Below are 21683 nucleotides of genomic sequence, written 5' to 3'. Positions count from 1 at the left end.
GCTCTTATTCAGCGTCAGTTACTTCGGCCGGCGCTTCTGCCGCCGGTGGAGGCGTTTTTTCGCGACCCAGCACCGGATGTCCGGGCCAGGGCGCCTCGCGCGCGTTGATCAGCGCCGTTTCCGCCGCTCGCCGCGCCTGGGTGGCGTAGTCGTAGGCGGCCTCAAATTGCGAGTAACCCCACTCTTCTTTGGCTTTGTAGAGGTAGTGGGAAGCGCTGGTGTACTCGTAGGGCGCGTGAATGTTGGCGTCGGCCACCCGCGCGCGTTCCAGGGCAACTTCCGCCTGGCTGATGCGGCTGGTCGCCTGGACAGGTCCACAACCCACAAGCAGCGCGGCCGCGCCGGCCATCAGAACCAGAGGGCGTGCTCGCCGCAGGCAGGCGATGAGCGCATCAGATCGAAGTGGGATCATAGCTCAGACAGTTGCTAAGGCGCGCCGCAGACAGGCCCCGAATGAAGTGGCGGGAGCCGGCGCAAATGCGGGTGCGCGATCAAGTAAACGGACGCTATTGCACTACCAAAGGGCTCGAATCAGTGTCAAGGCGGTGGTCCGGGTGACCGAGGGGTAGGCGGAGTGACCGGGGGGGCAGGCGGAGTGACCGGCGGGCCGTCGGGAAGTTGCGTGATAGACAGCCGCGTAGGTGCCGTGGTAGCCGGCTCGCGCTTAACTGCCTACATTGTGTACAGGGGATTGTTCGCTCTAAAGATTTTATGACTTTATAGATTGTGAGATGTTCATGTTTCGGTTGTTATGTTGTTTTTTTGTAGGTGTGTTTTGGGTGTCGTGTGCCACGGTAGCCTCAGAGCCCTCAACGGAAGATGATACGTCCCCGGACGCCGGGGAGGCACAGGTGGTTAATACAACGACGGGGCGAGAGGTGTTGCTTAATGCGAGCCTGAAGTATCATACGCCTGCGTTAAGGCAATGTTATGAGGCCTGGGTGGCGGCTCTAAATGAAGAGGACCGTCCGCGATACGGGGTTGTGCTTTATTATCGGGTGAATATCACGCGCGTCGGACGAGTGATCGCGCTGGAGCCGGTGTATCACACCGAGCGTTATCGTGACCTGCACCGCTGTGTTAGCGACAGGCTGAGTGAGGTCTGGGTTACTGCAGCAGGGGCCCAGGTCGATCAATTTCTGCCGGTGACGCTTCATTTTTCGAAGCGCAAGATTGGTGACGATACGTATTTGTCCCGATCGGATAGCTGGTTGGAAGATCAGTTGAGTCGTATTAAAGACAAAGAGAAAGATGCGGAGGCTTTTTGTCAGGTTTATCATGTTTATGAGGTGGTTATCAGGAGTCGCGACGGTTTTCTGGATTGTTACGACAAGAGAGTTGGTGATGTGTTGCCACCTTTTCCCTATGGTTACGTGGATGTGACTTTTCGAGTGCGGTTGGATGGGTCGACTTCCCATGGTCGCGCTTTTGGTGAAGAGGCGTTTGGTGAGGAGATGTTTCAGTGTATGGGGGAGGTGCTCTCGGAAATGCGTTTTGATGAACCCGAAGGCGGTATTTGTGTTATTAATTTTCCTCTGGCCTTTCAGGCAGTAGAAACTACGGGGGTTGTGCACGTGGAGGTCGATGATTGATATTCGAGGGGGGGGGCTGGCGGGGAGGGCGTTGTCGGACCCGGGGGCCGGAGACGGGGGGCGGCGGGAGGAGGGAAGGGCAGGAGTAGAGCGCGAACTTCGGGGCCTCCCGGTCGCGCAAAAGTTGCGCGGTACAGGCTGCGAAGGCTCCGGGGCGCGTTGGGGCGGCTCAAAACGCGCTGCGAAGCCTCAGTTGAGTGTCCGGGCGCCTCAAAAGGGGTTGCGAAGGCTCCGGGGAGTGCTTGGGGCCTGTTAAAGGCTCGGCGAAGCGTGAATCGAGGGTGTTTCAAACGCCAGGCCGGGCTCCAAAGGGTAAAGAGGTCGTGCTTTGCCGGCGAGGAGGTCGCTTAAGGCTTCGCCAGCACGTTTCAGGTGGACGAGGGGGCGCTTGAGGCTTCGCCGGCCGGTCTCTGGCTGACGAAGGGGGCGGATAAGGCTTCGGAAGCCAAAGTTCATTTTAAAATAGAGGCGCTTAAGCGCATGGCATAAGGGGGAGAGGCGATTCTTCGAAAACGCGGGGGGGGTCGCCCCCGGCTCGCCGCCAGAGCGCCAAGAGCGCCCCGGAGCTCGGCTCCGGGGCGCTCTTGGCTGCCCGGGCTGGCGAAGGCATCGCCGGCCCGCAGGCTTTGGGAAGGGAGGCGGGGAGTTCAGGCCTTCGGCTGGCTGATCTCAATGCCGGTGGCGGTGAACTCGTAGTTCTTCTGTTCGCCCTCGACCTTCTCGGCCGGCTCGCCAGTGGCTTCGGCCTGATCTTCGGCGTAGTGCTGGGCCATCTCTTCGCTGATGACGGTGGCCTGGAGGGTGCCTTCGACGATGACGTCGGCGCCGTCGGAGTTACGCGAGACAAAGAAGCCGTAGTCCTTCATGCGCACGCGCACCGGCTCCTCGACCTGGTCGGTGGTCAGGGTGAACCAGCAGCCCTTTTTCTTGCAGACCTGCTCGATCTTGGCGCTGACCTTGATCGGGCCTTCCGGGGCCGAGGTCAGGGCCTGGTCCAGGGGCAGGGGCTCGCTCTCCAGGGTGAAGGGGGCGCCAAAGTGGCGCGTCTCTCCGGGCTCCAGATCGCCGGGGAGCTCTTGTTTGGCCTGGGCCTGATCGTCGGCCGGGCCATCGGTGACTTCGGGCGCGGCTTCGGCGGTGGCGCCTTCGCCTTCCTCGGCCGCTTCGGCGCTGGCCTCGGGTTGGCCTTCGGTGGCGGTGGGTTCGGAGGAGTCGCAGGCCAGGGGGCTGGCGAGCAAGAGGATCAGCAGGAGGAGAAGAGGCCGCATCAGGGGGGCTCCGGGGTTGGGGGAGGGCGTGGCGCGCGCTAAACCAGGCGCGTTCGGTAAAATGAACGGCGGCAGTGTAGCAGGATGTTTGCCCAGCGCCAGTGGCCGGTGCGCTTGAATCTCTCGCGCTAACAGGGGTAGAAGCCACAGCGCTGAGATGGAGCGCTGCCCTTGAAGGGCGGTCAGGAGGCGAAGTGGACGAGCAACAAGAGAAGGCCATCGCGACGATGTGCCAGGAGATGGGGCTGGCCATTGGCGGTGTACGCCGCCGGGGAGCCGTGTTGGTGCTGGAGCCGGCCGAGGGCGGGAGTCTCCCGGACGCCGAGCGTCTGGGGGCGATCGCCCGGGCGCTTTCGGAGCAGGGCTACCGCTATGTGACCCTGGACCTGGCCGGTTTTGAAACCCGGGAGGTACGCGATGCGTGAGCAGGAATCGACCTACCGGCTCTCGCCAGAGCTGGCCGCCCGGCGCGCGGCGATCGAGGCTGAGATGGCCGAGCTCGGGCAGCTGGTGGTGGCGTTTAGCGGCGGGGTGGACTCGGCGGTGGTCGCCGCGCTGGCCACCGGGGTGCTTGGTGAGCGGGCGATGGCGGTGACGGCGGTCAGCGAGACGCTGGCCGGTCGCGAGCTGGAGGAGGCCCGGGAGCTTGCCGCCGAGATCGGGATTCGCCACGAGCTGATCGAGTTCAGCGAGCTCGACGACGAGCGTTTTCGGGAGAACACGCCCTCGCGCTGCTTCTTCTGTCAGTCGATGCGCTTTGATGAGATCGCCAAGATCGCCGCCTCGCTCGATTGTGAGATGCTGGCCTCGGGGACCAACGCCTCCGACCTGGGGGATCATCGCCCCGGGCTCAAGGCGATGGCCGCGCGCAAGGTCTACCAGCCCTTGCTCGCCCACGGGGTGCATAAGGACGAGGTGCGCGAGCTGGCCCGGGCGCTCGGATTGAGCGTGTGGGATAAGCCGGCCAAGGCCTGCCTCTCGTCGCGGATTCCGCACGGCCTGGAGGTGACCCGCGAGCGTCTACGCCGCGTGGAGCGGGCCGAGGAGGTGTTGCACGCGCTGGAGTTTCGGCAGTTTCGGGTGCGGGCGCACGGGGAGCTGGCCCGGGTGGAGATCGCCGCCGACGAGCTGGCGCGCGCGCTGGAGCCCGGGGCCTTGCAGCGCATCGCCACCGGGGTGCGTCAGGCCGGCTTTGAAGAGGTAACCCTGGATTTGATGGGCTTCCGATCCGGGAGTCTCAACCCTGTGAAGGAGCGCAACAGATGAGCGAGGTGGTACGAGAGCTTCTGCGAGCCTACCGCGATGGTGAGGTCGCTGAAGACGAGGTGGTCGATCGACTGGTGCAACATCCTTTCGAGGAGCACCTCATCGGGCGTTTTGATCACATGCGCGAGGCACGCACCGGGATTCCGGAGGCGATTTTAGCCGAGGGTAAAGATCCGGTGGCCGTGGCCGCGATCGTGGAACGCTACGCCCGGGAGGGCCGTCAGCTGATCGCCACGCGCGTGACCGAACCGGTGTTGCGCGCGCTGGAGCCGCAGCTGGGAGGATTGCAGCATTATAAGGTAGCGCGCATCGTCTCGACCCTGCCGGCGCAGATCGAGGAGGCCCGCGCCGAGGTCTGCGTGATCAGCGCCGGGGCGCTGGATCGACCGGTGGCCGAAGAGGTCGCCGTGACCAGTCGCCTGCTGGGCAACCCCACCCGGGAGATCTTTGATGTGGGCGTGGCCGGGCTCAATCGCCTGATGGGCGAGCTTCAGACCATTGAGAAGAGCGGCATTCTGGTGGTGGTCGCCGGCATGGACGGCGCGCTGCCCAGCGTGATCGGGGGGCTGGCCTCCCAGCCGGTGATCGCGGTGCCCACCAGCGTGGGATACGGGGCTAGTTTTAAGGGGGTGGCCGCGCTTCTGACCATGCTCAACGCGTGTTCGCCGGGGACCGGCGTGATGAACATCGACAATGGATTCGGGGCCGCGGTGCTGGCCACCAAGATCAATCAATTCGGGATGCGACGCATCCAGAGCATGAGGGAGCAGTCATGACGACGCATCTTCACCTGGACCTTTTGGGCGGGTTGGCCGGCGATATGTTTCTGGCGGCCGCCATCGACGCGGGCCTCGTGGATGTCGCTCGCCTGGAGGCGGCGCTGGGCACCCTGGGGCTGGGCGCGGTGCGCGTGCATCAGGAGCGCGTGGTGCGCGGCGCCATCGAGGGCGTGCACGTGCGCTTTGAGGGCTGGGACCCGGCGATGGAGAGCGATCACCGCCACTTAAGCACCATCGAGGCGATGATCGCCGAGAGCGGCCTGAGCGCCGGGGTGAAGGCGCGCGCCACCGAGATGTTTCGCACGCTCGGGCGCGCCGAGGCCACGGTGCACGGCATCGAGCTGGAGCGGGTGCACTTCCATGAAGTGGGGGCGGTTGACTCGATCCTCGATTTTGTGGCGGCCGCCTGGGTGATGGAGGAGGTCGACGCGACTTACTCTTTTGGGGCGATCCCGGCGGGCAGCGGCACCATCGAGACCGCTCACGGCACGATCCCGGTGCCGGCGCCGGCGACGGCCAAACTTCTGGAGGGGTTTGAGATCACCCACCGGGACGTGGCCACCGAGTTTGTGACCCCGACCGGAGCGGCGATTCTGGCGACGGTGGCCTCGCGGCCCGGCACGCGGCAGGGGCGGCTTAAAGCCAGCGGGTTTGGCTGTGGCACCCGCGATTTCGGCTCGCACTCCAACGTGGTGCGCCTGGTGGTCCTGGAGCAGGGCGCGTCGCCGGCCGGTGAGCCCTGGGAGCGCGACGAGGTCGTGCAGCTGGTCTGCGAGATCGACGACCTTCAGCCCGAGCTGATGGCGTCGGTGGAGGCCACGCTCTTTGAGGCCGGCGCGCTCGACGTGGTGCGGGAGCCGGTGCTGATGAAGAAGGGCCGTCATGGCGAGCGCCTCTCGGTGCTGTGCGAGGCCGGGCGCCAGGAGGCGCTCCTGAAGGCGATCTTCGTGCACACCACGACCTTCGGGGTGCGGGTGCTGCCGATGGCCCGGGTCAAGCTGCGCCGCACTCGCTGCGAGGTCTCCACCGCTTTTGGTGAGGTGCACGTGAAGGTGGGCTGGCTCGGCAACGAGGCGATCAAGGCGACTCCCGAGTACGAAGAGTGTCGGGCCCTGGCCGAGCAGCACGGGGTCTCGGTGCACCGGGTGTACCTGGCAGCCCAGGAGGCCGGCCGCGCGCTGCTAGAGGCCGAAAACGCCTGACGAGGCGATCAGGGCGATCGCCTCGTGGCGTGGTGTTGGGCGGCTATCGGGGCGGCGAAGCCCCGATATTCCGCGAAAATTCGATGAATCCACTTGAGCTGTTGAAACACCTCAAACCTCATGGTAGGTAGCGCTCCCAACGGAGGGTCCGGTGTCGTGAGACCTCGGGAAACTCCAGAGAATCGGGAGTTTAGGCCATGTGTGAGTACAAGAGGTCTGGCGCTCGTTGGGAGCCGTACCCGTTCCGGGTGCGGAAAAAGTGACCACACAATGCAGGAAACGACGATGTCGAAGCGAAATCTGTTGACGGTGATGTTCTGTGCGATGGCGCTGGCTATTGCGCCTCTTACTGCCTGCGGCGGGGCGGAAGACCCGAGCGGCGATGACAAGGTTGAGGATACCGGGACCCCCGATGAGGACACCGGGACCCCCGACGAGGACACCGGGACCCCCGACGAGGACACCGGCCCCGATGAGGATACCGGCACCCCCGACACCGACGTGCAGCCGGGCTCCTGCGTCAAGAACTCCCTCTTCGTCGGGCAGGTCGGTGACTTCGAAAACGACGTCCACAGCGGTGGCGTGCCCTCGACCACGGTTCAGCTTGAGGATGCCGGCCTGGGAGCCTACCTCGACCTGCTCGAGCCGACGGCGACCGAGCCGGAAAGCCCCGAGTCGGCATTGATCACGCTGGATCCCCCTGTGGTCGTCACCGGCGCGACCGTCATCGCCACCACCCATGCTGACTACGGTCAGAAGCGCTTCTGGGTGCAGGACGCCAATGGCGTGGCGCAGTTCTTCCTGAATGAACCCATCGCCGAGCCGATTCTGGTGGGGCAGAAGGTCAACTTTACCCTCGAGTCGTATCAGTACTACGGCGGTCAGGAGCAGATTAAGTCGGTAAGCGGCTTTGAGATCGTCAGCACGGATAACGAAGTGCCCTTCGTCGACCTGGACGGCGAACTGACCATGGATCACTACCAGAAGCTGGTGCGCGTGGGTGGTGAGCTGGTCGGTGCCCCCACCGAGTGCGGTGGTTCCAGCAAGTGCTACACCATGGTCTACGGTGAGAACGATGAGTTCTCCTTGACCCTGCGTTCCGCCTCGAACTTCCTGGCCGAGGGCGATTGCGTGACCTTCATGGGACCGGCTTTCGCACACCCGCATCCCTACGATGCGCGCTACGTGGAAGATCCGGCGGCTACCCCGCAGCCCTCGGCGCAGCTTGATACGATCAACTACGGTTGGCACTTCAATCCGCCGAGCTTCGAAGACTGATCGCCTTCGACGAGCCGGCCGCCCCCTTAAGGGGGAGGCCGGCTCGTCGTCTTTTGGCTCCTGTTCTGGGGGCCAACGCGAACCGAAAGACTCTTCTTTTCTTCCCGAGATACGATGATGACGCGAAGCCGAAGTACGGGCTCTCGCCAGCTGCCGGTGGGTGCGCTTGTCGCGCTGACGCTGGTGGGCGCCACTGCGTGTGTGGAGCCTCAGCTGGGTGAAGATCCGGCCGACTACTTCTCCGATGGCGAGTACGGGCAGGTCCAGGACCCGATCGCTTTCTCGACGACGCCCTACGATTTCACCGGCGAAGTGCCGATCGAAGATGTCAAAGCCCTCTACCCCGACGAGGTGGTGTGGTTCGGGTTCAGCCCCGGCGAGCCCTACCCGGTCTCGGGAGACTGCGATCCGGAGCGGGATTGGGATCAGACCGTTCCGGCCACGCTCAACGAGCTCCCGGCGGTGATCGAAGGCGTGGTGACCACGCACCCCCGTTATTTCCAGAAGGTCACGGTGTGCGGGATCGAGCAGCGCTACTACGGCAGCTACACCCTTGAGGACGCCAGCGGCGGGATCCTGGTGCTCAAAGACTCGCGTCTGGCCGAGTTTGATATCGGCGATCGGGTCCGCATCAAAGTCCGCGGCATCATGAAAAACTTCGATTCCCTGGCGGTCCTCTCCTACAGCGAGGAAGAGGTGATCAACCGCCCCGACGAGCGCATTCCGGTGCACTTTGAGGAGGTGGAACGCCACTTTAGCGCCAGCGAAGATGTCTACCAGGTGCGCCGGGTGACCGGCCGCGTGGTGCTGGAGCCGACGAATCAGAACTTCAACGAGATGCGGCTGCAGTCGTTGGAGGATCCGAGCGTGGAATGGCTGGTCAGCCTCGACGCCGAGCTGGGTCGCCGCGGCGTGGGCCCGAAACTCGGGGAAGTCGTGCAGGTGACGGCCCCGGTGATCAACAGCTTCGGGGTACGCCTCCTGATTACGGCCCTGGGCCAGCTGGAGCGCATCGAAGAGTAAACAGGCGCTCTCCTACACCGAATCCTTAGAAATTGTCTCGCCGGAGACCCTCGCCCGCGATGCGAAGGTCTGGCGCAGTAAAGTCCGAGCAAAAGACGAGAAGAAGATGAAGATCAATGCAGGTCGCGCGGGTGCGTGGATGTTGTTGGGTGCAATGGTGGTGCCGTCGACGGCGCTGGCTCAGGAACTCTCTCCGGAAGAGGCGGTCAGCACCGGTAAGGTGCAGGCTCCCGAAATCGCCCCGGTTGAGGTGGAAGAAGAAGAGGATGAGCGCCTGGAGTGGGATTTCCGTCTGACCAGCGAAGTGCACTCCTCGGATAACGCCGGGTTCCGTCAGCTGGACGAAGAAAACGGCAACCAGGAGCGCATCGAGACCGACGATCGCCACACCTTCGCCTACACCTCGATCGCGCTCGGCGCGAACTACCGGGTGCTCGACGATACTCGCCTCAACTTCAGCGCGAGCCACTCCGGGCTCTGGGGCAGCGACCAGATCGGTGGCACCAACGAGTACGGCGGGTTCTTCTACGTCTACGACCTCAACGTGGACTGGACCGCGGTGGACGTGGACGGCTTTGAGCTCAGCGCGAAGTTCGGTCGCCAGGCCCACACCATCGGTGGCACCCCGCGTGACTACTTCTTGCGCGACAACGTCGACGGTCTGACGCTGACCCTGGACATGGAAGAGGCCGGTCGGGTTCGCATCCTGGCCTTTGACCTCTACGCCTCCCAGGGACGCCCGGATACGGTGAGCTTCCTGCAGTGGCACTCCGGTCGCGACCTCGTCTACAACATGCGCGGTGAGACCAACACCTTCCGCTACGGCGGGGTCTACGAGAACACCGACCTGGTCGAGGGCCTGGAGGCGCGCGCCTTTGGTTACTTCGCCTCGATCGGCGGCGCGGGAACCGGCGCCGACCGCACCCACGAGGGGACGCTGGGGAACTTCTCGGATAACGACTTCTCGTGGCTGGCCGGTGCCCGCGCGAGCTACTTCCTGGAACTCGATACCGCGCGTCTGGGCGTCTATGGCGAGTACGCCTACTCGGGTGGCATCGACCGCAAAGAGGTCAACATCGGCGTGCACGACGTGGCCATCGACGGTCAGGCCTTTGGCGCCGGCTTGAGCGGCGACATGGACCTGGGTCCGGCCGGCCTCTCGCTGGCGCTGCAGTACTTCCGCGCCGACGGCGCGCAGTACGGCGCCGACGGCCTGCAGTACAACCACGGCTTTGTCTCGATGGGCGGCTCCTACGCCGGCGGCCTGAACATGGGCCGGTACAACGGCTGGCGCCCCTCGGCGTACGTCAGCCGCGACGGCATCGCTCATGGCGAGCATGACATCCGCCGCGAAGGCGGCACCCAGATCCTGCACGCCGGCCTGGGCGCGACCCTGGAGCAGGGCCTTCGCCTGGACCTGGGCGCCTGGATGTACCAGGACACCGGCTCGACCAACCTTGATTTTGACCGTCTGGACGCCGCCGGCGACCGTCTTCCCTCGGGCTACTCGCGTGACCAGCTCGAAGCGCAGCAGCGCCTGGGCAAGTCGCTGGGAACCGAACTCAACGCGAGCCTGAGCTACCAGGCCAACGACGCGCTCTCGCTCTACGGTGTCGGCGGCATCTTCCTGCCGGGTGAGTTCTACGAGATCGAGATCACCCGCAACGCCGGTAGCGCCCGCGGTAGCGTGGACAACCTCCAGCAGTTCTGGGCTGTCTCGGCCGGTGCGACTCTGGTCTTCTGAGACCGCGTCGACGATAGGTGTGGGTTGAGATTTGGAGCGGCGCCTTCTGGCGCCAGGGAGAGAAGATGAGAGCGCGATGGTTAACAGCGGGGCTGCTGGTGGCAGCCGCCGCAGGGTGTGTAGACACCTCCGACCCGGGGGCCTCCTCCGAGCAGGTGCTCTACCGCTGGGAGACCGATGGCGAGCCGACCACCGGTGAGCGCGGCAACATGTTGGTCAACGAGATCAACTGGGCCGGGAGCGTCTCCGACGATAAGTCCTACGACCCGGACGACGTCTTTATTGAGCTGCTCAACAAGAACCCCCGGCCGGTCAATGTCTCGGGCTGGAACCTGGAGATCGGCGGCGATTACTCGCGCAGCTTCCGTCTGCCGCAGATGGAAGAGCCGATTCAGCCTAACGATTTCTTTGTGATCGCGGCCAAAGCCGACGGCGCCTTTGGGGCCGAGGCGGATGTGATCCTCGAAGGGCTGAAGCTGGGTAAGCGCGCGGTGTACGTGAACCTGCGCGACGCTGACCGCCGCCTGATGGATTCGGGTGGCTCCCGCGAGGAGTACATCTTTGCCGGGAGCTACGACCTGGTGACGACGCGCTCGATGGAGCGCACCCAGGTGCTCTTTGGCAACCGCGGCAACCAGGACCGGGCCTGGACCTCGAACATCGATGATGTGATGGGCACCGGCGGCGAGCGCAAGATCGCCCAGGGTTGGCGCACCTACACGATGGCCAGTCCGGGGCAGGCCAACAGCGCCGACTACACCGGCAGCAACACCAGCGGGGGCTTTGAGTGATGAGAGCGAAGATGCGACGCACAATCCCCTATCTTACGCCCCTGGCGCTGGCCGGTGTGCTGGCGCTGGCGGCGCCCACCACGACCACCGACTGGGTGGAGCCGGCTCAGGCTCAGAGCGAGGACTACGAGGGCTGGTTCACCTACGTGGACTACTACGTGGGCGACGACGTGCAGGCTGACGTCATCGCCGGGATGGTCCGGGACATCGACCAGGCCACCGAGCAGGTGGAGGCGGCCTTCGGCATGCTGGAGAAGCCGGCCATCGTCGACGCCCTGGAAGCCGCGGCGGCCCGCGGGGTCGCGGTGCGCGTGGTCAGCGACAACGAGAGCAGCTCGGTCAGCGGTATTCAGGCCCTTTTGAGCAATCCGGACATCGACACGGTGCTGGGCGATGGGCCGATCTCCTATCTGCCCGACCCCACGCTGACCACGGTGCTGGGCTATTGCGACGAGCATGGCTCGGGCGATTACATCTGGTGCACCGCGGCCAGTGGCGTGCCCAGCAATAACGACAACATGGTCAATCGGCCTGGCGCCTATAACGTGATGAGTCACAGCTTCGTGGTGGTCGACACCACGACGGTGTGGAACGTCAGCGCGCCGATCAACGACGCGCAGCCGATGTGGCTGGCGTTTCGGGCGATGAGCGAAGACCTGGCGCGCAGCTTCCGCCGGGAGTTCAATCAGATGCACGGCGGGGTCTTCTCGACCACGCTCAGCGTGTACAACGGCCCGCTCAAGTCGATCACCCAGAACGTGACCCTGCGCCAGACCAACCGCGGTCAGATGCGGGTGACCTTTAACCCCCAGGAACGCCTGGTTAAGAACATCATCGACGAAGTCTACCGCGCCAAAGGCTCGGTGTGGTTGATGACCAACGACCTGCAAAACGGCGACCTGCTCAAAGCGTTGCGTTACAAGCGCGACAACGGGTTCGATGTGCGGGTGCTGGTGGGTTCGACCCAGGGCACTTCGGTGGACGCCGAGCTGGACGCCATCGGGGCGGTGCGTGCGCCGGCGTCGATGGGACAGCTGCCGACCTTCATTATCAACGACGCCGGTCGCGGCAGGGACGGGCGCAACCACCCGCGGCTGGTGCAGATGCTCAGCCATAACCTGTGGGAAGGTGCCCCCCTCAACGTGATCAGCCGCGTGCCCAACGACCGGGTGCTCGTCTACAAGTCGGACACCTTCGTCGACGGGGCGATGTGGGAAATCGTGGAGTTCGGCTCCGATCGCTACGACGCGGTGGAGAGCTTTGTGGACGCCTGGCAGCAGCTCTGGAGTGAGGCTCAGTGATGGAAACGACGACCAACGTTTTTGAGCAATCTGGCCGGGAGCACACGATGATGACCCGAGGTATGGCAAGCGTGGCGCGGACTCTGGTGCTGGCGGCGCTGGCGCTGGCCGCCGCGGCCTGCGGACTCGACGATCCGGGCGATCTCGAAACTCTGGAGACCCCCAGCGTCGAGGTCTTCTTCAACTCGCCGGGATATACCCGGGGGAGTGAGTTCAACCGCAAGCCCAGCGAATTCATCACCGAGCGCATCGACGCGGCGCGGGTCTCGGTGGATGCGGCGGTGTACGGCTTTAACAAGCAGAACATCGTCGATGCCCTGGTGCGAGCCCACTACCGCGGGGTGCGCGTGCGCCTGGTGGCCGACGCTGGCGAGTACAGCCGCGGGTCCTACGGCTACGACATTATGGAGCAGCACAAGGTGCCGATTCAGACCGGCAACCAGTTCCATATCATGCACGACAAGTTCTTCGTGGTGGACAACCGCTTTGTGTTTGTCGGGACCGGGAACATCTCCAACTCCGAGTTCACCCGCAACAACAACAACTGGGTGTGGTTCGATAACGTCGAGCATGCCGAACTCTATACCGCGGAGTTCGAGCAAATGTTTGACGGACGCTTCTCGGCGGCCAAGCACCCGACCACGCTCCCCAACGTCTTCCAGATCGGGGATACCGAGGTCGAAGTGCTCTTCTCGCCACAGGACGACGCGATGGGCAAGATCCTGGAAGAACTCAAGAATGTGGAGAGCTCGATCTACTTCACGATCTTTGCGTTCACCAAAGACCAGGTCGCCAGCGAGTTCATCGCCCGTCATAAAGAGTTTGAGCGTTTCAACGCCGAAAATGGCTTCGATGATCTCTCCCCGCTGGAGCGCCCCAAGGGCGTGGTAGGCGTGCTGGACCGCTCGCAGCTGCACGGTAACGGGCAGTACCACCAGGGCTACCGCCTGGCCGCCAACGGCATCCCGATGCGGCTGGATGGCAACGAGAACTCCCGTCTCCCCGGCGACTACCAGGCCGGCGGTGGCCGTCTGCACGCCAAGACGATGATTCTGGATGCCGGCACCCCCAACGCCCGGGTGATCACCGGGAGCTTTAACTGGTCCTCGGCCGCCACGATCTCCAACGATGAGATCCTGATCGTGCTGCGTGGCGAGCGCATCACCAACCAGTACCTGGAGGAGTTCCACAACATCTGGCGCAACGGCAAAGACATCTCCACGGCCATGTGCAACCTGATGGTCAACAACGATGAGCTGCGCTGCGATGATGAGGTTCAGCCCGGTGATGTGGTCTTCAGTGAGGTGCACTTCGACGGCTGGAACGGGGAGCGCGATCCCTCCGACCACAACTGCGGCGGCGGAAGCGATCTAGACTGCCGTCGTCGGGTGACCAACGACCAGTTTATCGAGCTCTACAACACCACCGATAAGCCGATTAACCTCTCGATGTGGACGTTGAGCAACGGTCAGGATGTCACCATGGGCTTTACGCCCGGCACCGTGATCGATCCCGGGGAGTACTTCCTGGTGCTCGACCACAACACGGTGCCCCTCTCCGAGCGCGATCCCCAGCGTGGCGAGCACGCCTTTACCAACCCGGACTTCGTGCTCAACACGGCCAACGACCCGCGTTTCCGTCGTCTGAACCTCAAGGCCGCGTCGATGCAGCTGGAGCTGCGCAATACGCGGCAGGTGGTCGTGGACCGCGCCGGCGATGGCAGCCCGGCGTACTTCGGCGGGCGCCAGGGCGATACCAACTACTCGATGGAGCGCATCATCGACAGCAATGGTTCGGTGGGCGCCGGCGATCAGCGAGGCAGCTGGAAGCAGTGCTCGGCCACCGAAGGTGGTGTCAACGTCAATGAAGCGTTCCGCAGCTTCATCTTCGCCACCCCTGGTGAGGCCAACTCTCCCTGATTTGTGTGGGATTGATGGATGGTGTGTGGGGGCTATCCGGCCCCCGAGCATGGCTTGCTAAGTGATGGATGCAGGCTGAAATGCCCACCATGCTGGACTGGTCGAGATGCATGGATCTGGATCGTTAAAAGGGAGGCCCGCGCCTGTAGCGCGGGCCTCCCTTTTTTTTGGTCCCCGAGTGAAGTAGAACACAGCACGATGTGCCGGACGGGCGGTCTGTCCGGGCAAGAGCAGGAACTTCAGGCGTAGGGATGTCGATGTCGTACGTGGTGTTGGCCAGAAAGTGGCGCCCCGAGCATTTCGAAGAGGTCGTGGGCCAGGGGCATGTGGCCCGCACGCTCAAGAACGCGATCGAGCAGGACCGGGTGCACCATGCGTACCTCTTCTGCGGCGCGCGCGGGGTGGGCAAGACCTCCACGGCCCGCATTCTGGCCAAGGCGCTCAACTGCCACCAGGGGCCCACGGCCACGCCCTGTTATCAGTGCCCATCGTGCCTGGAGATCTCCAGGGGGCAGTCGGTGGATGTCTTTGAGATCGACGGCGCGTCGAACCGGGGCATCAACGAGATCCGCGAGCTGCGCGAGGGGGTGCGCTACGCCCCGAGCCGCGACCGCAACAAGATCTACATCATCGACGAAGTGCACATGCTTACCACCGAGGCCTTCAACGCGCTGTTGAAGACTCTTGAGGAGCCCCCGCCCCACGCGCGCTTTATCTTTGCGACGACCGAGCCGCAGAAGATTCCGGTGACGATTTTGAGTCGTTGCCAGCGTTTTGATTTCAAGCGCATCGGGCAGAACGATATCGTCGAGCACCTGGAGCATCTGTGCCGCCATGAGGGGATCGACGCCGAGCGGGCCGCGCTGCAGATCGTGGCACGTCAGGCCGCCGGCGGGATGCGCGACGCGCTGAGCCTGCTCGATCAGATCATCAGTTTTTCGGGGAAGACGATTCGGGAGGCCGAGATCGCCGAGGTGCTCGGCGTGGCCAACCGTCGCCATCTCTTCGACCTCTCGGAGGCGGTGCTGGCCGGCGACGCCGAGCGCGCGCTGGTGGTGGTCGATGAGGTGAACCGCTACGGCTACGATCTGCAGCAATTTGCCTCGGAGCTGGTCACGCATTTCCGCGATCTGATGGTGACCGCGGTGGTGCAGGACCCGGAGAAGGTCACCGAGCTCACCGAGAGTGAGCTGGCGATCGCCCGGCGCCAGATTGAGGGCAAGGCCCAGGAGCTCTTGCACCGCTGCTTCAGCGTGATGGTGGAGGGCGCGCAGAAGATGCACCGCTCTCCCTACCCCCGGCTCATCTTTGAGATGACCCTGGTGCGTCTGGCGGCGCTGGAGCCGATGGTGGGGCTGGATCTCTTGATCGACCGGTTGAGTCTGCTCGAAGAGGCGCTCTCGGAGGATATCGGCGGGGAGATCGCCTGGCCGGAGCGGCCCGCGGCGCCCGCGGCGCCCGCGCTTTCGGCACCGGGAGCGGCAGAAAAAAAAACTCTGAGCCCGGCTGAATCCGAGCCCGGCGACCCGGCCGAGGACGCCCGTAAGGCCGAAGAAGCCCGTAAGGCCGAGGAAGCGCGAAAGGCCGAAGAAGCCCGTAAGGCCGAAGAAGCCCGTAAGGCCGAGGAAGCCCGCAAGGCGGAAGAAGCCCGTAAGGCTGAAGAAGCCCGTAAGGCGGAAGAAGCGCGAAAGGCCGAGGAAGAGCGAAAGGCCGAAGAAGCGCGTAAGGCGGAAGAAGCGCGAAAGGCTGAAGAGGCTCGTAAGGCTGAAGAAGCCCGTAAGGCTGAAGAGGCTCGTAAGGCCGAGGAGGCGCGAAAGGCCCAAGAGGCGGCGCGGGCATCGGCGCCGACGACGGACGCCGAGGGCTGGTCGGTGGACGGCTACGAAGCGCTGATGCGTCCCGAGGATGAGGCGTCGTTTGAGGAGCCCGCACCTTCTCCCGAGCCCGCACCTTCTCCCGAGCTAGCCGCGCCTCCCGAGCCCGCACCTACTCCCGAGCTAGCCGCGCCTCCCGAGCCCGCACCTTCTCCCGAGCTAGCCGCGCCTCCCGAGCCTGCACCTTCTCCCGAGCCTGCACCTTCTCCCGAGCCTGCACCTGCTCCCGAGCCTGCACCTTCTCCCGAGCCTGCACCTGCTCCCGAGCTGGCGGCGCCGGAGCCTTCGGACGCGGACACCGCTGTGGCCGAGGCGCCCCGGCCGCCGAAGTCCCGGGTTCCCGTGCCCCTGGCCCGGGTCGACCTCTCGGAGATCGCGGTGCCCGATGTCTCCGGGCTGGAGTCGGCCCGGGATCGCTGGAAGGCGGTGGTGGAGTTTCTGCGCAAGGGCAACGCCCCGGTGGCCGCGGCCTGCGAATACGCCTATGTGCAGCGCTTTGACGAGGGGCAGGTCCATCTGAGCTTTACCCAGAAGTTTGTCGACATCGCCCAGGAAGACGCCCGCAAGGCGGCGATCGAGACGGCGGTGGCGCGCATCTTCGGGGCGAGCTGGAAGGTGATCATCGAGAGGATCGAGGCCGAGGCGACCGCCGGGGTCACGAACCTGGCCGAGGAGCGCGAAGAGGATATCCGCCGCCGGCGCGCCGCGCTGGTCGAAGACGTGCGCACCGACCCGGTGGTGGCTCAGGCCCAGTCGCTCTTCGGGGCCTCGGATGTGCGGGTGAGTGTGAAGCTCTTTGATGAATGAGGTTCCGGCGTCAGAAGTGCAGGCGCAGGCTCAGCCCCAGACTCCGGGGCTGAGCCGGCCAGGGCCCCGGCCCCGCGGCGCGCTCCAGCTGCAGGCTCTGCTGGAGTTGAAGGTTGTAGCGGCGCACGCCCTGGTAGCTGGTGAGCAGCCCGCCCCCGTAGGCCACGCCGGCCACCCCGGCCCCCAGGCCGATCAGATCGCCGCGATCGAGCAGGAGCCCGTAGCCGATAAAGAGCCCGCCAAAGACCATCAGGGAGAGGGCCACGGTGCCCAGGGCGTACTGCTCCACATAAAAGTTCCCCAGCCCGGGCAAAAGCAGCGTGTAGAGCGCGGCGCGGGTGTGGCTGAGCTTGCTCTCCTCGTAGATACGTCGGCGGTGGTCGGCATTAAAAAAGGTCGAGCGTGGGGCGTCTGCGGCCGCGGCCGGCTCCGGGGCGCCGGGCTCGGCGGCCTCTCCCGCGGCGAGCTGGGCCGCTACCGGCACCGCGTCGCCCTCGGCGTCTGGCGCGCTGGTCTGCTGGGCCCGCGCGCTGAAAGGGAGCAAGATAAAGAGAGCAAAGAGCAGGCCCGTGGCCCAGATCGAAGGTCGCATCGCGTTTGTCCTGATGCAGAGCGGCATGGGTGATGAGGCTGGGATTGTTGACACAAGCCGGGGTTATGCCACAACCACCCCTGTCGATCGACCCGAGATAAGAGGCGAGATGAGCGCGCAAGAGAGAGCAACCGAGGCGGCAAAGCCGATGGATGAAGCGTCGGTGAAGCAGGCCGGACGGGGCTTTTTGATCATTACCGCAGCCAAGGTCTGGTTCCTGGTGACCAGCGCGGTGATTCAGCTGGGGCTGCCGATCATGCTGGGCAGCGCCGAGGCCTTTGGGGTCTTTAAGATCATCACCGAGTCGATCGGGCTCATTAACATGGTGATGATCACCGGGACGCTCAACGCGGTGAGCAAGCTGGTGAGCGAGCAGCCCGATCAGGCCGGGCGCCTGGTCAACATGGCCGTGCGCATGCAGCTGATGCTCGGGGTGCCGGTGGCCGCGCTCTACGCGCTGGGGGCCCCCTGGATCGCCGCCAGTTTTAATGACGCGAGTCTGACGCCCCTGCTGCGTCTGTCGGCGTTGATCATCTTGTTCTACGCCTTCTACGCGATCTTCGTGGGCTACTTTAACGGGCTCAAGGAGTTCGCCCGTCAGGCCAGCCTGGATTTCGGGTTCTCCACGCTGAAGATGCTCGGGATCGTGGGCCTGGTGCTCCTGGGCTTCGGGGTGGCCGGGGCGGTGGCCGGGTTTGTGGGGGCGGCCGGCATCATCTGCACGGTGGCCGGGATCTGGCTCTTTCGCCGCGAGCGCGTCCGGCGGGCGCAGGGCCTGGCCAGCCCGACCCTGGATAAGGCCCAGACGCGCCAGGCCTTTAAGCGCCTGCTCAATTATCTGGTCCTGATCATGCTCTACACCTTCGCGCTCAACGGGTTGATGCGCGCGGACTTCTTTGTGCTCAAGGCCATCGCCTCCGGGGTGCCCGAGCACTTAAGCGGGATGGAGTCGCTCTTCTCGCTGATGAGCAACAAGTTCGCCGGGTTCTACGGCGCGGTGCTCAACGTGGCGCGCATCCCCTATCAGGGCGTGATCGCGGTGACCTTTGTGATTTTCCCGATGATCAGCCAGGCGACCTTCAGCGAGGACACCGGGCAGACCCGGGCCTATGTGCGCAGCACGCTGCGCTACTGCTCGATGTTGATCGCGGCGGTGGCGATGGTGCTGGCGTTTAACGCCGACTCGATCATCGGGGCGCTCTACTCCTCGGACTATCAGGCGGCGTCGGTGGCGCTCTCGATCCTGAGCGTGTCGATCATCTTCTTTGCGCTCTTTTATGTGGCCACGACGATGATCATCGGCTCGGGGCACCCGCTGGCGGCGGTGGTGATCATGGGGGCCTCGCTGGCGCTGAGCGCGGTGCTCAACTACGTGTTTCTGACGCGCACCCACGCCGAGGTCATGGCCGCTATGAGCCCGGTGGTACCGGTGGCGCCCACCGGCGATGCGCTCTCGGTGGTCTCGGCGGCCGCCGCCCAGGCCGAGGCTTCGGCGAATTTTGCGGCGCCCTTTTTGCTGCGGGCGCCCGACTACATGCAGTCGGCGGCCATCGCCACCACGATCGCGATGGTGCTCGGATGCCTGCTCTCGGTGGGCTGGCTCTGGCGGACCTTCGGGGCGGCGCCGCCCTGGGCCACGCTGGGACGTCTGGTGCTGGCCGCCGGGGTGCTCTGGGGCATCGATCTGGTGATGCCCCTGCCGGTGAGCCTGGTCGCCGAGCAGGGCAAGGTCGTGTACCTGGCCATGGTCGTGGGCAAGATGGCTTCGATGGGGGTGGCGCTGCTGGCCACGCTCTTTTTCACCCGGGAGTTCACGGCGACGGATATGGCGCGGCTCAAGGCCGTGATCAGCAAAAAGAAGGGGAAAGCATGAGCAAGGTGAGCGGCAGGTGGGCGGCCCCGGCTAAGGCGGGGGCCGGAGTGCGGGTGTGGATGTGGGCGCTGGCGCTGGTGATGCTTCTGGCCGGGGGGCTGCCCCTGGTCACCGGGTGCTCGGCCGCCCAGACCCGGGAGAAGCCCGGTGACCCGGTCGCGCTGGAGATGAGCGCGCGCAACTTTCATAAAAACCTGCGCTGGGCCCGCTACGAAGAGGCCTCTCAGGCCGTGCACGAGGCCGCGCGGGAGGCCTTTCTGGGCCGCTACGAAGAGCTCGGGGAGGATTTTCGGGTGGTGGATCTGGCCCTGCGCAAGGTGGAGTTCTCCGACGACGGGTTTGAGGCCCTGATCGAGGTGGAGCAAGAGTGGTACGAGCTGCCCGAGACCACCGTGCGTCAGGAGCGTTTTGTGGAGCGCTGGGTCTCCGAGGAGGGGCGGTGGTGGATGCGCGAGCGCCTGCCCCGCGACGAGCACCGCGCCCGCGAGAAGGAGAAGCGCGAGGCCCCGCAAGAGGACACCGCCGCCCAGGATGGGCCGGCGCCAGACGCCGCGCTGTGAGCCCTCGCCAGGGGCCTGGCGAGGCATCAGGAAGGGATGAGTCGGGGATGTGATGAGTCATTTGCCGCCGGGACAGGTCGGGTTTCTGGAACAGGTCCAGTTCTTTTTTACCGAGCTCAGCGGGCGCACCTTTTTGCTGGGGCCCCGCGATCTGGCCTACCTCCAGGAGTTGCAGGAGGCCGGGGTGGCGGCCCGGGCCGTCTGTCGGGGGATCGACGAGGCGTTTCGGGCCTATGGCGAGCGCGATAAGCCGCGCTCGGTGCGCCAGTGCGGCCCCTTTATCGAGGCCGAGGCCCGGGCGCTCGGGGAGCGCAGCCTGGGCACTCACGCCCGCACCGACGCGTATGAGAGCCCCGGCGCCGCGACGCCCCGGGACACCGCCCCGGCGCCGTCTGAGGCCCCTGAGGCCTCGGTGGCCGAGGCGCCGGCGACCCCGGAGCTTCTGCGCGAGGCCCTGGCGGCGATCGAGGCCGCCGGCCGGCAGGCCGACGAAGAGCGCTGGCGAGAGGCCTACCGCCAGGGCTGGCGCGCCGCGCGGCGCCTGCTCGACGAGCAGGGGGCCTTTGGCTTTGAGGAGCTGGAGGCCACCGACGTGGCCCTGATCGAGGCCTACCTCGACGCGCTGGGTGAGCAGGAACGCCTCGAACTCGAAGACGCCATCGCCCTCCAGACCTCCAACGCCCTCGACGCCATGAGCCCCCGGGCTCGCCGCGAGCACCTCTGGGCCAGGCGCCGACAGGAGCTCTTGAGGCGCCACGGGCTGGTGGACCTCTTGCGCATCCTCAGCCGTTGAGTGGGCCGCTGGAGCCCGGGCTCTGGCCGTGTTAGGTTGCCGGCTCGTTCTCGTAAAACTCTCTTTGATGTGTGACTTCTGACTCCCCGGAGGGACCCATGCCTATTTTTCAAATGATCGCCAACAAACTCACCGAGCGCCGCTTCGGCAAACTGACCCAGGAGCAGAACGAGGCGCTGATCGAGACCCTGGTCGCCACCAAGGTGATCGACGGCAAAATCATGCCCGAAGAGGAGCGCGAGCTCGTCGAGGCGATCGGGATGTTGAAATGGCAGGGCGCCTTTGAGGCCGATACCTTCGTGCAAAACGCGGTGGCCGGTGCCCGCAGCCTTGAGCCCACCCCGGCGGTGCTCGCGGAGCTCTTCGGGGCGCTGGGCGCCCGGCTCGGCGACGACTGGCTGCGCGAAGAAGCCTATTACCTCTCCTCGCTGGTCGCCCTCTCCGATCAGGAGGTCCACGAGGATGAGCGCGTGCTCCTGCAGCAGATGGTGCAGTCCTTCGGTATCAGCGCGGAGAAGCAGTCGCTGATCATCCGCAAGATTACCCGGGAAGAAGCGTTCTGAGGCGCTTCGCCCCCCTCAGGACGACGCTGGCGGCGTCGTCCGGGATTCGCACGGCTTCATCCCTGCCTCCTTGCCATCGGCCGCCCTGAGGGGGGCGGTTGGCGTTGGGGGGGGAAGGGAAAGAGTGCCCTGGGAGATAGCCCGGGGCGCTTTTTTTTTGTTCGGGGCTTGGGCTCGGGCTCGGGCTCGGGCTCGTGCTCGTGCTCGTGCTCGTTCTCGACCTCGTGCTCGTGCTCGGGCTCGTGCTCGACCTCGGTCTCGACCTCGACCTCGACCTCGACCTCGTGCTCGATCTCGTGCTCGTGCTCGTGCTCGTGCTCGTGCTCGACCTGGTGCTCGTGCTCGTGCTCGTGCTCGACCTCGGTCTCGACCTCGACCTCGACCTCGACCTCGTGCTCGACCTCGACCTCGTGCTCGTACTCGTGCTGGTGCTCGACCTCGTTCTCGTTCTCGTTCTC

Annotated in this window: 20 protein-coding genes; 17 read left to right on the top strand and 3 right to left on the bottom strand. The window is 65.0% G+C overall.

Annotated features, from left to right (window positions below):
* Positions 1 to 4: 4 nt before the first annotated feature.
* Entirely contained in the window at positions 5 to 412 is a 408-nt protein-coding gene (locus DL240_RS09725) for a DUF4398 domain-containing protein (protein ID WP_111729698.1), read from the bottom strand.
* A 439-nt stretch (positions 413 to 851) separates the two neighbouring features.
* Between DL240_RS09725 and DL240_RS09720 the strand changes: the two genes are divergently transcribed.
* A complete protein-coding gene (locus tag DL240_RS09720) occupies positions 852 to 1592 on the top strand; it encodes a hypothetical protein (RefSeq protein WP_146618221.1) in 741 nt (246 codons plus the stop codon).
* Between the two features lie 647 nt (positions 1593 to 2239).
* On the opposite strand, the gene DL240_RS09715 is transcribed toward DL240_RS09720, so the two are convergent.
* Positions 2240 to 2860, bottom strand: a complete 621-nt coding sequence (locus DL240_RS09715; protein WP_111729696.1) for a DUF4920 domain-containing protein — start codon at positions 2858 to 2860, stop codon at positions 2240 to 2242.
* A gap of 194 nt (positions 2861 to 3054) precedes the next feature.
* Between DL240_RS09715 and DL240_RS09710 the strand changes: the two genes are divergently transcribed.
* The 11 genes from DL240_RS09710 (at position 3055) to dnaX (ending at position 16844) form a co-directional block, all read left to right on the top strand.
* Positions 3055 to 3285: a hypothetical protein gene (locus DL240_RS09710; protein WP_111729695.1), complete on the top strand. Its 231-nt coding sequence runs from the start codon at positions 3055 to 3057 to the stop codon at positions 3283 to 3285.
* Positions 3278 to 4126 (top strand): ATP-dependent sacrificial sulfur transferase LarE, encoded by an 849-nt coding sequence (gene larE, locus DL240_RS09705; RefSeq protein ID WP_111729694.1) that lies wholly within the window; start codon positions 3278 to 3280, stop codon positions 4124 to 4126. Before DL240_RS09710 ends, larE begins: the two co-directional genes overlap by 8 nt.
* Positions 4123 to 4902, top strand: coding sequence for a nickel pincer cofactor biosynthesis protein LarB (gene larB, locus DL240_RS09700; RefSeq protein WP_111729693.1), 780 nt, complete (start codon positions 4123 to 4125; stop codon positions 4900 to 4902). The genes larE and larB overlap by 4 nt, the downstream gene beginning before the upstream one ends.
* On the top strand, positions 4899 to 6107 hold the full coding sequence (gene larC, locus DL240_RS09695; RefSeq protein ID WP_111729692.1) for a nickel pincer cofactor biosynthesis protein LarC: 1209 nt from the start codon (positions 4899 to 4901) through the stop codon (positions 6105 to 6107). The genes larB and larC overlap by 4 nt, the downstream gene beginning before the upstream one ends.
* A 285-nt stretch (positions 6108 to 6392) precedes the next feature.
* Complete coding sequence (locus tag DL240_RS09690; protein ID WP_111729691.1) at positions 6393 to 7385, top strand: hypothetical protein; 993 nt, start codon at positions 6393 to 6395, stop codon at positions 7383 to 7385.
* A 114-nt stretch (positions 7386 to 7499) separates the two neighbouring features.
* On the top strand, positions 7500 to 8408 hold the full coding sequence (locus DL240_RS09685) for a hypothetical protein (protein ID WP_111729690.1): 909 nt from the start codon (positions 7500 to 7502) through the stop codon (positions 8406 to 8408).
* Positions 8409 to 8514: 106 nt separating this feature from the next.
* Positions 8515 to 10152, top strand: a complete 1638-nt coding sequence (locus tag DL240_RS09680; protein ID WP_146618220.1) for a hypothetical protein — start codon at positions 8515 to 8517, stop codon at positions 10150 to 10152.
* Positions 10153 to 10217: 65 nt separating this feature from the next.
* Positions 10218 to 10943, top strand: coding sequence for a lamin tail domain-containing protein (locus DL240_RS09675; RefSeq protein WP_111729688.1), 726 nt, complete (start codon positions 10218 to 10220; stop codon positions 10941 to 10943).
* An 11-nt stretch (positions 10944 to 10954) separates the two neighbouring features.
* Positions 10955 to 12244, top strand: coding sequence for a hypothetical protein (locus DL240_RS09670; RefSeq protein WP_111729687.1), 1290 nt, complete (start codon positions 10955 to 10957; stop codon positions 12242 to 12244).
* 47 nt (positions 12245 to 12291) lie between these two features.
* Positions 12292 to 14163 carry a phospholipase D-like domain-containing protein gene (locus DL240_RS09665; RefSeq protein WP_158542467.1) on the top strand — a complete coding sequence of 624 codons (1872 nt, stop codon included), beginning with the start codon at positions 12292 to 12294 and terminating at the stop codon, positions 14161 to 14163.
* Positions 14164 to 14414: 251 nt separating this feature from the next.
* On the top strand, positions 14415 to 16844 hold the full coding sequence (gene dnaX / locus DL240_RS09660; RefSeq protein WP_111729685.1) for a DNA polymerase III subunit gamma/tau: 2430 nt from the start codon (positions 14415 to 14417) through the stop codon (positions 16842 to 16844).
* A 10-nt stretch (positions 16845 to 16854) separates the two neighbouring features.
* Here dnaX and DL240_RS09655 read toward each other — a convergent pair whose 3' ends face one another.
* On the bottom strand, positions 16855 to 17436 hold the full coding sequence (locus DL240_RS09655; RefSeq protein WP_111729684.1) for a hypothetical protein: 582 nt from the start codon (positions 17434 to 17436) through the stop codon (positions 16855 to 16857).
* Positions 17437 to 17545: 109 nt separating this feature from the next.
* On the opposite strand from DL240_RS09655, the gene DL240_RS09650 reads away from it, so the two are divergent.
* The 5 genes from DL240_RS09650 to DL240_RS09630 all read left to right on the top strand — a co-directional run.
* On the top strand, positions 17546 to 19309 hold the full coding sequence (locus DL240_RS09650) for an oligosaccharide flippase family protein (RefSeq protein WP_158542466.1): 1764 nt from the start codon (positions 17546 to 17548) through the stop codon (positions 19307 to 19309).
* Positions 19306 to 19869: a hypothetical protein gene (locus DL240_RS09645; RefSeq protein ID WP_146618218.1), complete on the top strand. Its 564-nt coding sequence runs from the start codon at positions 19306 to 19308 to the stop codon at positions 19867 to 19869. Before DL240_RS09650 ends, DL240_RS09645 begins: the two co-directional genes overlap by 4 nt.
* 52 nt (positions 19870 to 19921) lie before the next feature.
* A complete protein-coding gene (locus DL240_RS09640) occupies positions 19922 to 20662 on the top strand; it encodes a hypothetical protein (protein WP_111729681.1) in 741 nt (246 codons plus the stop codon).
* 98 nt (positions 20663 to 20760) lie between these two features.
* Positions 20761 to 21225 (top strand): TerB family tellurite resistance protein, encoded by a 465-nt coding sequence (locus DL240_RS09635; protein ID WP_111729680.1) that lies wholly within the window; start codon positions 20761 to 20763, stop codon positions 21223 to 21225.
* A gap of 194 nt (positions 21226 to 21419) precedes the next feature.
* Positions 21420 to 21683, top strand: a 264-nt coding sequence (locus DL240_RS09630; RefSeq protein WP_199589785.1) for a hypothetical protein, incomplete at its 3' end; no start/stop codon positions are given.

The sequence above is a fragment of the Lujinxingia litoralis genome, assembly GCF_003260125.1.
Lineage (GTDB): Bacteria > Myxococcota_A > Bradymonadia > Bradymonadales > Bradymonadaceae > Lujinxingia > Lujinxingia litoralis.
This window is presented reverse-complemented; position numbering and strand designations above follow the sequence as displayed.